The organism is Okeania sp. SIO2C2, assembly GCF_010692625.1.
GTDB classification, from domain to species: domain Bacteria; phylum Cyanobacteriota; class Cyanobacteriia; order Cyanobacteriales; family Microcoleaceae; genus Okeania; species Okeania hirsuta.
The window spans coordinates 1-14,005 of sequence record NZ_JAAHGM010000065.1; the positions used below are offsets into that span (position 1 = coordinate 1).

Below are 14,005 nucleotides of genomic sequence, written 5' to 3' on the forward strand. Positions count from 1 at the left end.
ATTGGCAATATTTTGGGATGCCGCAACTTATCATAATTATCAAGAATTTCGAGAATATTTGATAAAAATTAATCAAGATTTACCAGAAGAAGAATGGTTGATAAATTGTACAAAATTTACCCCGAATGCCCCGGAGCAAAACCCTGTTGAAGATATTTGGTTACAAGTCAAAAAAATCATCAGACAGTTTGATCATCTTTGTAGTTCTTTGAAAATAGTTAAGTGGCTATTTAAGTTTTTTGCGCTATGGTCAAATATTCGATTTTCCCAAACTTTTTCAGTATGGAATTTTGCCACAACCAATTTAGGATTGCTATATATAAAAGAAGATGAATGGCTATTTTAGTCAATGAATATTTAGCCCAATTACCTGGTGGTGAAGATTGGTTTGAATGTAATTAGTAGTTACCTCATTAGACATCTCCAAAAATCAAAAATAAAATCAATTATCGTACAGAAATTATCAATTATTCCCCTCCACCGGAGGGGTTAGGGGTGGGTTCCCTATTCCCTATTCCCTATTCCCTCATTTGGTGGAGATGTCTATTCTTGTTTGTGATTGATAAATCAAGCTATCCTCATTATAATTCTGAGTAATATGGCATATTAAATTGGATAGCTGAATGGCGATCGCGATAGACTTTGGAACAAGTAACACGGTAATCTCCCGTTGGAATCAAACAACTCAACAGCCTGAAATTGTTAAATTACCAGGTTTGTCAATTATTTCTGGACAAAATCCACCTCTAATTCCTAGTTTAGTTTATGTGGAAAATGCTGCTGAAAAGAAAGTAGTAATAGGTCAGCAAGTTAGAGATAAAGGTTACGATGTGAATACAGATTCTCGCTTCTTTCGGAATTTTAAGCGGGGTATTGGCTCAGATATTAAAGGATTTTTGCCTGAACTTGATGGTCAGTTGGTCTCTTTTGAACAAGTAGGAGAGTTATTTTTACAAGAAGTTGTGGCTGGTATTCGGAAAGTGCCTTTGCCTGTAGAATCTTTAATTTTTACTGTTCCGGTAGATAGTTTTGAGGCTTATCGTAATTGGTTGGGGGAGGTTTGCCAGTCTCTACAGGTTGACCAAGTAAGAATGATTGATGAACCTACTGCCGCAGCTTTAGGTTATGGAATGAAAGAGGCAGAAATTTTATTAGTGGTTGATTTTGGTGGCGGAACTTTAGATTTATCTTTGGTGCGGTTGGATAATTCAGCACAAAAACAACCTTTGGGTTTTATTCTGAAATGGGGTGAAAAATCTTTTGGTAAAAGTTCAAATCAAAAGGCAAAAACGGCAAGAGTTTTGGCAAAATCAGGACAGAATTTAGGGGGGTCGGATATTGATAATTGGTTGGTAGATTATTTTGTCAAAAATCAAGGTATTGAAAAGACTCCTTTAACTACTCGTTTGGCAGAAAAGTTAAAGATTCAATTGTCTTTACAACAGCAGGCAACGGAAGTTTATTTTGATGATGAAAATTTAGAAAGTTATGAGTTGGAATTAGGGCGAGATGACTTTGAGGAAATTCTCAAGGAAAAGGGATTTTTTGTCAGTCTTGATAATTCCATGAATCAGGTTTTACAGCAGGCAAAAAGACAAGGAATAGAATTATCAGAAATTGATGCTGTTTTATTGGTGGGAGGAACAGCACAAATACCAGCAGTTCAAAGGTGGGTAAAAGAATATTTTGATGCTGCAAAAATTCGTTGTGAAAAACCTTTTGAAGCAATTTCTCAGGGAGCATTGCAATTAACTCAAGGAGTTGAGGTTAAGGACTTTTTGTATCACAGTTATGGTATCCGCTATTGGGATAGAAGGAAAAATACTCATAGTTGGCATCCTTTAATTAAGTCTGGTCAACCATATCCAATTAGTAATCCTGTAGAGTTGGTTTTGGGTGCTTCGGTGAATAGTCAACCCAGTATTGAATTAATTTTGGGAGAATTGGGTGCTGAGTCTGGTGGGACAGAAGTTTATTTCGATGGCGATCGCCTAATTACTCGCAAAATATCTGGAGAGCAAACTGTAGTAAAACCTTTAAATGACCGAGAGGGAGGTCGTAGTATTGCTCAATTAAATCCTCCCGGAAATCCTGGAAGCGATCGAATTAAGGTGTTGTTTTGGGTGGATGAATCTAGGTTTCTCAGAATAACTGTAGAGGATTTATTGACTAATGAAATTTTATTAAATGAGCAAGCTGTTGTCCAGTTGAGTTAGTGTCGCTACGCGGAAGTTAAAAGTCAAAAGTTAAAAGTCAAAAGTATTGATTTGTAATTGTTTTAGGATTTTGTAACCAGTTATTTCTGCCATCCTGCATTAGTATGTTTTTAGACAATAGACATCTCTATAAAAGAGGGAGTAGGGAGTAGGGGAAAATAATTGATAATTTCTGTAGGATAATTGCTTTAATTTTTAATTTTTGGAGATGTCTAATATATATGTAATTTTTGAGGAGGAAATAAAAAAAATTATATTTTATGAATGAAAGTAATTGTATCGAAGTTAATGGTATTAGCTTTAAAATTCTAGTGCAATAACAGGTATTAGTGCTTCCTAAAAAAGACCTAATTCAAAAACTTTCGGATATAGGAAAACATCTATCAACACGACCTTTACATCCGTCCCCAGGATATCCGGTGGAGATAGGAATTAGGATTACCAATAATAGCGATCGCCCTCTTTACTTTAGTTTTTCTTTTGGATTATTTCCTGAGATTATTAGGGCTAAAGATGGTGCAAGTGTACCATTTGATATAGGGTGGTTGAGCTCCGCTGCACCACTAAAATCTGATTTTATTTTAGCTATACCGGGAGAAAGTATCAGCTTTTTTCTTGATGCCAAAATCTGTTGGCTTTGTGGTAAAAACTATGGTTTTAGTACCTCATTTAGAGGTGAGAGATTACTTATTCAACCTCTCCATTCAGAACGGTATAAACTTCGGTTGATATATGAACATTAGAAAGATACTGAAGAATGCTATGACTTTCTTAACAAACAAACTTAAGTAATTGAAGGATTGTGGACGGGTCAAGTATTAACTCCATTTGTAGATATTTGCTTAGTCAATAACTAAGGTTGAAAAATTAGATTTTGACAGAAATAAACATCAAGTAATAACTTTATTTTTGGAAGTTAGGATACTCAAAGTAGAACAGTTTCCTTAAATGGATAGATAATAATGAGATTCCCTTCAATACCCATTAATAAGTTAAGCACAATGAAACCAGCAGAATCTTTTGACAATAATAATAATGAAGTAAATAGCATACGCTTAACTGATACTAAAAACATTCCCTTGATAAAATTTCACTAATTTGCTTCTCCACCAGTTTTCTGACTTCCTTCTTCCTTCTACAAAAGCGATCGCGAATGCTACTTCACACAAAAACCAAGAAAAATTAATTTATGTTTAACTTAAGCCAATTCTGACAGAAACAACAATATAGTTGATAAAAAACTCTCAAAACTTATCTTGCCTATTCTTAAAAAGTGACAATAAATTGATAAACTCCAATAATCAAATTCAGTCAAAAATTCCTAAGCAAAATATAATCAATATAGCACTACGCAAATAGGTTAGGACATTTATCAATGCTCAAAGGTAGTCAGGGATGACTTCTGACTTTTGACTTTTGACTTTTGACTTTTGACTTCTGACTTTTGACTTGCGCGTAGCGCCATATTATCCTTAGCTAAAAATATCGGCATGAGTCATTGCCTCAACCCCAACTGTCAAATTCCCCAAAACCCAGACTGGAATATATATTGTCAAAACTGTGGCTCAAAACTACTACTCAAAGACCGCTATCGTCCCCTTAACCTCATTGGACAAGGAGGTTTTGGCAGAACATTCTTAGCTATCGACGAAGACAAACCTTCCAAACCCTATTGTGTAATTAAACAATTTTTTCCAGCATCCCAAGGCACAAACAATATCAGCAAAGCTGCGGAACTCTTTGAAAAAGAAGCTACAAGATTAGACGAATTGGGTAGACATTCCCAAATCCCCGAATTAATGGCCCACTTCATCCAGGATGGGCGACAATACTTAGTTCAAGAATTCATCGCCGGACAAAATCTAGGCCAAGCTCTGGAAATTGAAGGGCCTTACAATGAAGAGAAAATTAAAGCTTTACTCAATAATTTACTGCCAGTGTTGCAGTTTATCCACTCTCACAACGTTATTCACCGTGACATAAAACCAGACAATATTATTCGTCGTCAAAACAGTACCAGTCAGTTAGTATTAGTAGATTTTGGTGCTGCCAAATATGCTCTCGGAACGGCACTCTTGAAAACAGGTACTACTATCGGTTCTCCGGAATATACTCCTCCCGAACAAAACCGAGGCAAAGCAGTATTTGCTAGTGACTTATATAGTTTAGGGGTAACTTGCTTACATCTTTTGACCAACGTTTCGCCTTTTGAGTTATTTGATGTGGGTGAGGGTACTTGGGTATGGCGACGTTATTTAAACAGTAATTTTGTGAGTGAACAGTTGGGTTATGTTTTAGATAAACTGGTGGAAAATGCTATTAACCGTCGCTATCAGTCTGTTTACGAAGTCATCAAAACTTTAAATGCTAATACTCAAGTCAACTTGACTCATATTCAAGATCAAACTGCTATCCAAACTCCGGAGGTTACACCTGAACCCCTACCGACTCAAACTTGGAAATGTCTACAGACTCTCACCAGTCATCAAAAATGGGTTTGTTCCGTTGCTTTTAGTCCTGATGATAATTTTGTGGCAAGTGGGAGTGAGGATGAAACTGTTAAGTTGTGGGAAGTAGATAGTGGCAAAGAAATATTGACTATGTTTGGGCATTCTGGTTATGTCAACTCTGTTGCTTTTAGTCAGGATGGCAAAATTTTAGCTAGTGGGAGTGAAGACAAAACTATTAGACTTTGGGAAGTTCAGACAGGGAAACTTCTTTGTATTCTTGGTGACTGGAGTCTGGGAGAATATTTTGGTCATTCTAAGGGAGTAACGGCGATCGCTTTCAGTCCCGATGGCAAAATTTTGGCTAGCGCAAGTAAGGATAATAATATTAAAATTTGGCGACTTGGGGACGATATTTATGAACCTAGCTATGGGAAAGTGATAATGACTTTGACTGGGCATTCACGACCAGTGCGTGCGGTTGCTTTTAGTCCTGATGGCAAAATTTTGGCGAGTGGAAGTGAAGATAATACGATTAAATTATGGGATCTAAATTTAGGTAATGCTGTTCAGACTCTATGCAATTATTATCAAGGGATACATTATATTTATGCGGTTGCTTTTAGCTGTGATGGTAAAACTTTAGTTAGTGGCGGTCGCGATCGAAATATTAAAATTTGGCAAATAGACCAAGGTGAAATATTAAAGACTTTGGAAGGACATTCAAGAGATATTTGTGCCATAGCTTTTAGTCCTCAAGGAGATATTATTGCTAGTGGTAGTGAGGATGAAACTATTAAGATTTGGCATTGGGAAACAGGTCAGCAAATAGCCAATTTAGAAGGTCATTTAAAATATGTTAATTCTGTTACTTTTTCTCAGGACGGAAAGAGTTTAGCTAGTGGTAGTAGTGATAATACAATTAAAATTTGGCAACAGTAACAAAGTCAAAATTTAAAAGTCAAAAGTCAAAAGTCAAAAGTTAAAAGTTAAAAGTTAAAAGTTAAAAGTTAAAAGTTAAAAGTTAAAAGTTAAAAGTTAAAAGTTAAAAGTTAAAAGTTAAAAGTTAAAAGTTAAAAGTTAAAAGTTAAAAGTTAAAAGTTATTATTATGTCAATTAAGCTCTTGTAAAACACCTTTTTTAAGTCAACAGTCAACAGTTAAAATTCAAAAATTATTGTTATGTCAATTAAGCTCTTCTAAAGCACCTTTTTTAAGTCAAAAGTCAAAAGTTAAAATTCAAAAATTATCAAAATAACATGGGTCTAAAACCCCGCCTTTTAAGGCGCAATATTTTTGGAGAGTTGCTCAAATCCCCTACTTCCCCTCCTGGGAGAGGTTAGGGGTGGGTTAACTTCTGACTTCTGACTTCTGACTTCTGACTTCGTTAATATGGTGTGCTGACTAAATTTTATCGTTAGGAGAGTAGAAAAAATATGAATTATTGCCTCAAAGAAAACTGCAAAAATCCTAATTCTCCACCAGAAGCTAGAATTTGTTTAACTTGTGACTCTATGTTACTTCTAAAAGACCGCTATCGAGCAATTAAAATGATTGGTCAAGGAGGTTTCAGCAAAACTTATTTAGCAGTAGATCAAGACAAACCTTCTAAACCACCATGTATAATTAAACAATTTTATTTTATCTCACAAAATGAAGTAGATGTAAAAAGAGCGATCGCTTTGTTTGAAGAAGAAGCAGAAAAATTAGATACTTTAGGAAAACATCCCCAAATAGCTGAATTATTAGCAAACTTACATGATGATTATTCTCAATATTTAGTCCAAGAATTTATACCTGGAAAAAACTTAGCTCAAGTTTTAGAAACAGAAGGAATATTTTCGGAATATCAAATTCGAGAACTATTAAATAGTCTTCTGCCAGTGCTAGAATTTATTCACTCTCACAACATTATTCATCAAGATATTAAACCTGAAAATATAATTCGTCGTTTACCATCAAATTCTGCTTATCAAGGCGGAATAAAAGGTCAATTTGTATTAGTAGATTTTGATGTAGCAAAACAATTAACTGGAACTCCAATATTTAAACCAGGCACAATTGTATGTACTCCTGAATATGTAGCTCCAGAACAACTCAAAGGTAGAGTAAAATTTGCCAGTGACCTATACAGTTTAGGCGTAACCTGTATCAATTTACTAACCAATATTTCTCCATTTAAACTATTTGATACTGGGGAAAATAAATGGGTATGGCGAGATTATTTAATTGATAATCCTATTAGCAAAGAATTGGGAAATATTCTCGATAAATTAATTACTGAAGCTACAAACAAACGTTATAAATCTGCTACAGATGTTTTAAAAGATTTGAATCATGGGAAATTACCACCCGCACCTACACCATCTTTACTCAAACTTTCATTCCCAAAAATTTCTCTCAAAGATACAAATTATGTACCAGGATTACATCTTTATTCTTGGGGAAAACCTCAAACTATTTCCGGTCATTTAAGTTCAGTTTCATCAGTTGCTATTAGCCCAGATAATCAAATGATTGCTAGTGGTAGTTTTGACCGGAAAATTAAATTGTGGAAATTATCTACAGGAGAATTATTAGACTCTTTTGTGGCTTCTAATATAGTTTTATCAATTGCTTTTAATCCTCAAAGTAATATCTTAGCTATTGGTAATGTTGGTGGAATTATTAATATTTGGGATTTAGCTACAGGTACAATCAGTTGCAGTTTATCCAGACATTCTGATTCTATTGTTTCAATGCCAGTAGTATTTAGCCCAAATGGAGATTTTATTGCCAGTGGCAGTGACGATCGGACTATTAAAATTTGGCATCAAGAAACTTGTCAACTTTTGTACAGCATCAAAAATTCTCGTGGCATTAATGTAGTTGCTTTTAGTCCCGATGGCAAAATTCTAGCTAGTGGTAGTAGCGATAATGTAATTAAATTATGGGAAGTAGAAACAGGTAATCTTATAGATAAATTAATCGGACATAGTAGAGATATTAATACAATTGCTTTTAGTCCTGATGGTAAAGTTTTAGTAAGTGGTAGTAGTGATAAAACAATTAAATTATGGTCTGTAGAAACAGGTAAATTAATCAAAACAATTACTGGGCATTCAGATTTAGTTAGGTCTGTAATTTGTTTGGATAAAAAAACAATAATTAGTGGTAGTGCAGATAAAACTATTAAGATTTGGCAGATGGAAACTGGAGAAGTTATTAAGACTTTAAACGGCCATTCTAAGGATGTAAATTCTGTAGCAATTAGCAGTTATGATAATACAATTGTGAGTGGAAGTAGTGACAATACCGTCAAAATTTGGCGTTGTGAATAAAAGGGTAAGTCAGTGCTTTAAGTAAGGCTTACTTAATACATTTGAAACTTTGATTGATCGTGGTTTAGAGAACTATTAAAACTGCTAAAATTAGGAGACATACCCTACCTAATATTTTCAATATTTTCAGGTACGTCTTCCAGTAAAATAAAAAATAGTCGTTTGATAATTAGGTTGGCACTAAATTGAGGCTGTGAACCTATTTGTTTTGCTTATGTTTGCACTTGAGGGAAATAGCACCTAAAGCACTGACTCCAAGTAAACCTAATAAAGAAGCAGGTTCTGGCACTGGCACCATGCTAAATGCAACATTATCAATAAGCTCACCCAAAAATTCAGGATTTGAATTAGAGAATTGAATTGCTGTGATGGACTCGCCAGGAGCAAAAATTCCAAAGAAAGTCCCTACAAGATTTGCTGGAACAACTCGAGAGGTTATCTCACCACTGGTGCCCAGGATAGTGACAGTGGTTTCTCCAGGATTTGCCAAACCAAATAGATCGAAGCCAACTGCATTAATTGGATCTGTAAAACTCAATTCAAAATTTAAGTCATTCACAAAAAAGTTAGGACCAATTAGATCAGAAGGTGCACCAGCAAAACCCTCTGTGAGCAAAACCATATCAGTGGGGGCTGGTCCTATAGAAGAGAATTCTAATCCAGGCTCAATCCAGGGTGCAGTTGCGTTATTCAGGACTGGAAATAAAAAAACGCTATCATCAGCAAGGCCATTCTCCTCAAAATCTTCTAGAGTCAGACTAGGGGTTGCTGCATTAAATGCTGCACGATCGCTAAATAAAGTAAATGCTTGGGCTGCCATGGTATCTAGGGCAATCAGGGTAGCACCTAGGGCGGCAGTTGAAGCATACTTGGCAACAGTTGTAAGTTTAATCATGTAAATGGTCTTATCGAGCAATAGCTAAGTTTACAGTAATCAAAAGGTAGTTTAAAATTCTTCTGACTGTTCAACTAAACCTACCCACAAGCACAATCAGAGAGCTTGCGAAGTAAGTTAGATATGACAGAACATTTTTAAAGGGCAGTGAATTTAAGTGAATCTGCTTAGATAAAGCTTTTTCAAATTCAGTATATGTATTATCACGCAACCCAATTTTGTTTGCAAGGATTTTTGGGCTTCTTTACTGAAACTTCAATTTTTCTGATGGTGTTTTTAGTAGTTTAAATTAGTGGAATTAATTGCCAAATAAACCTTTGAGGTGCATACTTATACAAAAATAAATTATGAAGTTTTGATGAAGCTAGATTTGATAGTACAACTAGGAAGTTTAGGAGTGATAAAATAATTGGATTTTTGGGAAAAGATCAAGTAAAATAATTTAAAGTTATTGTGTAATCTAGCTGCGAGCGTAGTTGAAGGAAAAGTTAGGACATATCAAAAGTAAAACTTAGACAACGCCAAATTTTTCCCCTTTCCTTCTGCTATACTTTAGAGTTGAGCCTGAAACTGTTTCAAATCTCCCGGCGCAACTGTACCGTATTCTGTCATAATTCCTGCAATTAATTCCGCAGGGGTAACATCAAATGCTGGATTATAAAATTCTACTCCTTCCGGACAAATGCGTGTTTCTCCTACTTGATATATTTCCACTGCATCTCTCTCTTCAATTGGTATTTGACTACCATCAGATATTTTGAAGTCTATTGTTGATAAAGGTGCTGCCACAAAAAAGGGAATATTATGTGCCTTCGCAACAATAGCTAAACTATAAGTACCAATTTTATTAGCAGTATCTCCGTTAGCAGCAATTCTATCAGCTCCAACTACTACAGCATGAATTAAACCTTGTTTCATACAGTGAGCAGCCATGTTATCACTTATTAAGGTAACAGGAATACCTTCTTGTACGCATTCCCAAGTCGTGAGTTTTGCACCTTGGAGACGAGGACGAGTTTCATCCGCATAGACTTTCCCTAGTTTACCCCCTCGCCACGCTGAACTAAAGACATTTAAGACTGCAGTACCCGCCAAAGCACCAGCATTACAGTGAGTTAAAATGTTTAATTTTTCTGGAGAAGTCGGTAAAACTTCAACTCCGCGATCGCCAATATTTTTACAAGTTTGTAAATTGTCTGCTTGAATATTTTTAGCAGTTTCTAATAAAGCCGTTTGAATTTCTTCTACAGAGCTATTCGTTTCATTTGCTACTTTTAACATTCGCTCAATTGCCCAAAATAAATTAACAGCAGTTGGGCGAGTTTTTCGTAACGTAACAGCCACTTCTTCTAACCGTTTTAAGAACTCATTTCTATCAGTTATAGAAATTTCTTTTGCCCCTAAATACATTCCATAAGCTGCCGATACACCAATAGCTGGTGCCCCACGAACTATCATTGTTTTAATAGCTCTTGCCATCTCCGTAGAGTTATTAATTTCTACAGTTTTATATTCTCCTGGTAGGCAAGTTTGGTCGATTAATACAACACGGTCATTTTGCCAAATAATCGGATTAACCTCTGTAATTTTAGACATCATAATTTTTCCTCATATATCATAGATAATATCCAATTCAGATAAATAGTAGGTTGGATTAAGAGCTGATTTGTAAACTTAGCTAAAACCCTTATGTAATCTAACTCTCAGGAATTTAAGTATTGTTGGGCTATAACTGCCAAAACCCTTGTATTGCAAGAATTTCAGCCTCTTAATATTTACTTTATAAATCAGCTCTAAGCGACAGGGCAACCCAACAATTATAGTAATTTTAAATAGACATCTCCAATAACAAAAAATCAAATTAATTATCCCACATAAATTATCAATTCTTTACCCCTACTACTCCTTACCAAAAATTGTGGTTTAAAGCCTCCCCTTTGAAGGGGATAATAAAGAAAAATTTTCCTTTGAGTCAATCCTATCCGTTTTAAAGGAGAGTTCATTAATTGATAATGGATAATTGATAATTGATAATTACCTCTAGTTAAAACCGCTCTTGATTGAATATCAGGAGATATTATTTCTTTTTTTTCCCCTTAAAAGGGGAGGCTTCAAGGCGCGAATTATTTAATTATTAATAATTAATAATTCGGTAATATAGAATCCGGGTAATTGTTATCGTATCGCGAAGGGAGTCAGTAGTCAGGAGTCAGGAGTCAGGAGAAAGGAAGGATGATAGTGGGAATTATCTGGAGATATTCGGTGCATTTTATATCTGCATTGAATGGAAGTAGAAAGTGCGATAACTGTATAACCGGATTTCATATCATTATTAATTATTAATTATTAATTATTAATTATTAATTATTAATTATTAATTATTAATTATTAATTGTTGAATCCCTCTTTTGGAGGAGATGTCTAATTCTTCCTACCAAAATAATGAGTTAATAACTCATAGCTGATAGCTGATAGCTGACCGCTGAATGCTTGCATTTGTTGCCATCCTAATTTTACCTTGCGTTGTATATACTTACCCAGTCCTTTATATAACTTTTGAAAATTGTATGCAAATAAAATATTCATCATATCCTCTACTGTCAAAGATTTTAAATAATTCACTCCTTTATCAATCAACTCATCACTATCTTGCATATATCTTCTGCGCCCCATTTGTTCAGAAATGTTCCATTTTATGGCATATCGTCTCTGCATTTCTCTTTGGTAGGAACGAAAACTAGATAAGCGTCGATCGAGATATTTTTCTATATACTTACTAGCAATTTCTGCATTATCCATACCATGTCTAATTCCTTCCCCACCCAACATATTAATAGTAGAAACAGCATCACCAATAGCAATAATATTATCTTGGTAATAAATATCCTTTAATCCCACAGAATATCTAACAGTTGAACCATGAGAATCAATTAATTCATACTCCTCAAGTTTCATATAATCTTTAATCAATAATTCTAGATACCATCTCATAGATTTTGTTTCAACTATTTGTTGATGTTCTAAATTAAACCGCGCCACACCTATTTTTAATCTGTGCTTTTCTGGTTCCATAGGAAAAATCCAAGAATAACCCTTTGGCATCCATTTATGACCTAAGAAAAAAATCAAATCCTTAGCGTATTTCTCATATTCTCTTCCTTCAACTTCGATTAAATATTCAATTCCCGCAGCCGTTAAAAATTGAGGTTTCCTACTTTTTTTGTCATACATTACTGCCCTTGCAGGTCCCGTTGCATCAACCAAAACTTCTGTACTAACAGTAAATTTTTCACCCCCCAAACGCCTCATTTCTACAATAGTCTTTCCCTCTTCTTGAAAATGTTTTGTGTAGCGACAACCCATCCAAACTTTACCGCCATAACTTTCCACTTCTCCCGCCAAAAATTCTCTAAGTTTGGCAAAATTTAAAACTGCTCCTAATATTTTTGGTGATGCCCAGGTATGATTAACATTAGTTGTCACAATACTAATTTTCTGCCAATAACTACCTACCACTGTTTCTGGCAAATCAAATTTATTGAGAGTTTCTTGAGGAGTTGCAGCACTAGAAAAGTCATTTTTATTAAATGTTTCGTGTTGTTCAACTAATAAAACTTTGCGTCCCAATTTTGCCAAACTTCTAGCACATTGACAACCTGCTGGACCCGCTCCAATAACTACCACATTAAATTCATTTTTACTGTTCATAATTTCTGATTTACTCATAGAAATATTTGAGAAAATATTTTGTAGGACTTACACATTACAACGTATTTTCATCCGAAGCGACAGACAGGTTTTGCGCAGTACTCCGGAAGAGATTACCAAAAGTAATACTATACTTAGGCAACACTTCAACTATAGAAAATTTAGAAAAGTTTTTGAGAAATGGTACGATACTTGCCCATCCTAAAAAACTGTCCCCTTCTTAAAATTTACCGAATAATTAAGGTAAAAATCTTCTCCTTTAAAGGAGAAACAAGCGGTCGTTAACGTAGCTTCCCGTAGGGTGGGATGGCGAGGAGACCCGCTCTTGCAGAGCCGCTCCGCTAACGTCATATCCAATCGACCAAGAGAGAAAAAATTTTCCTTTTATTCAATCCTCTTCCTTTTAGGGATAGGTAATTATCAATTATCCATTATCAATTATTGAAACATAAATTATGGATATTGAGAAAAATTTATGATCCATAAATATGCTTTTATAAAGATTCTATGAAGTTTGGGGAGCTTTGATTAAAGATTCTGTGAAGTTCGATCTTTAATTAAACTTTTATAACATTTCTTAGACAAATCTTCAAATGCTCTTGAGATAAATAATTTAGTGTTTTTCGATGATGGTATTTACCAAGGGGATTGACTATTAATAACCACTTGCGTCTCACAAAATGCTTATGTAACTATATTCATAGTTAAGTTAATCAAAGAAACTTAACTTACTGTAAATAAAGTCAACATCTGCATGGAGAGTAATTATCATGGTTAGTCAAGTAAACAAAAAAAATGCAATCAACTTTTTACGGTCGTAGACCGTAAAAAGTTTAGCCACTGTTGCTATTTTAGCTCCTATTTTCATAGGGAATAACTCAGCTAAAGCAGTAACTCTTGATTTTGAGGGATTTAACGATTTTGAAACTATCTCCGGTGATACTTTTAGTGATTTAGGTGTTGTTTTTGATGACGACCTAATTATTATTCAAGGTTTGGGTCTACTTCCTCAATCTGGAATAAACGCTGCCACAAATGCCAGTTTTATTGGAGGAAATATTAGTGGTTTCTTTACAGAAGCAGTTGATTTTGTTTCAGTCTTTGCAGGTGATGTTGGGTTTGATACTGATACTGTAACTCTTCTAGGTTTCGATGAGTTTGACAACCTTGTTGCTTCTGACACTTTTGCAGCTCTAGCAGCACAAACTTTATCTATATCCGGTGCTGGTATTACTCGATTTGAGATTAACCAATCTGGAGGCATTATTATTGATGACTTTACTTTCAATCCTGCACCAGTAAATCCAGCTTCAACTCCTGAACCTGCTTCAGTTTTAGGCTTATTAGCATTTGGTGCTATGGGTGCTAGTTCAATGTTAAAGCACAAATAGAATTTTTCAGAAATTCTACCAGTCTTTTC

The 14,005-nt window shown here is 34.8% G+C and carries 8 protein-coding genes and 1 pseudogene; 6 read left to right on the forward strand and 3 right to left on the reverse strand.

Annotated features, from left to right (window positions below; all coding sequences use genetic code 11):
* From F6K18_RS30155 to F6K18_RS30175, 5 genes and pseudogenes are all read left to right on the forward strand, one after another.
* A pseudogene (locus F6K18_RS30155) lies at positions 1-308 on the forward strand (IS630 family transposase); the annotation flags it as partial.
* 315 nt (positions 309-623) lie between these two features.
* Positions 624-2,216, forward strand: a complete 1,593-nt coding sequence (locus F6K18_RS30160) for an Hsp70 family protein (RefSeq protein WP_287526408.1) — start codon at positions 624-626, stop codon at positions 2,214-2,216.
* 329 nt (positions 2,217-2,545) lie between these two features.
* Positions 2,546-2,959: a hypothetical protein gene (locus tag F6K18_RS30165; RefSeq protein ID WP_287526411.1), complete on the forward strand. Its 414-nt coding sequence runs from the start codon at positions 2,546-2,548 to the stop codon at positions 2,957-2,959.
* A 747-nt stretch (positions 2,960-3,706) separates the two neighbouring features.
* Positions 3,707-5,605, forward strand: a complete 1,899-nt coding sequence (locus F6K18_RS30170; protein WP_287526414.1) for a serine/threonine-protein kinase — start codon at positions 3,707-3,709, stop codon at positions 5,603-5,605.
* A gap of 493 nt (positions 5,606-6,098) precedes the next feature.
* Positions 6,099-7,982: a serine/threonine-protein kinase gene (locus F6K18_RS30175; RefSeq protein WP_287526417.1), complete on the forward strand. Its 1,884-nt coding sequence runs from the start codon at positions 6,099-6,101 to the stop codon at positions 7,980-7,982.
* A gap of 199 nt (positions 7,983-8,181) precedes the next feature.
* Here F6K18_RS30175 and F6K18_RS30180 read toward each other — a convergent pair whose 3' ends face one another.
* The 3 genes from F6K18_RS30180 to F6K18_RS30190 form a co-directional block, all read right to left on the reverse strand.
* Positions 8,182-8,898 carry a PEP-CTERM sorting domain-containing protein gene (locus tag F6K18_RS30180; protein WP_287526420.1) on the reverse strand — a complete coding sequence of 239 codons (717 nt, stop codon included), beginning with the start codon at positions 8,896-8,898 and terminating at the stop codon, positions 8,182-8,184.
* 531 nt (positions 8,899-9,429) lie between these two features.
* Positions 9,430-10,476: an S-methyl-5-thioribose-1-phosphate isomerase gene (mtnA, locus tag F6K18_RS30185; protein ID WP_287526422.1), complete on the reverse strand. Its 1,047-nt coding sequence runs from the start codon at positions 10,474-10,476 to the stop codon at positions 9,430-9,432.
* 822 nt (positions 10,477-11,298) lie between these two features.
* Positions 11,299-12,585: an NAD(P)/FAD-dependent oxidoreductase gene (locus F6K18_RS30190; RefSeq protein ID WP_287526424.1), complete on the reverse strand. Its 1,287-nt coding sequence runs from the start codon at positions 12,583-12,585 to the stop codon at positions 11,299-11,301.
* Between the two features lie 995 nt (positions 12,586-13,580).
* On the opposite strand from F6K18_RS30190, the gene F6K18_RS30195 reads away from it, so the two are divergent.
* Positions 13,581-13,976 carry a hypothetical protein gene (locus F6K18_RS30195; protein WP_287526426.1) on the forward strand — a complete coding sequence of 132 codons (396 nt, stop codon included), beginning with the start codon at positions 13,581-13,583 and terminating at the stop codon, positions 13,974-13,976.
* Positions 13,977-14,005: the final 29 nt, after the last annotated feature.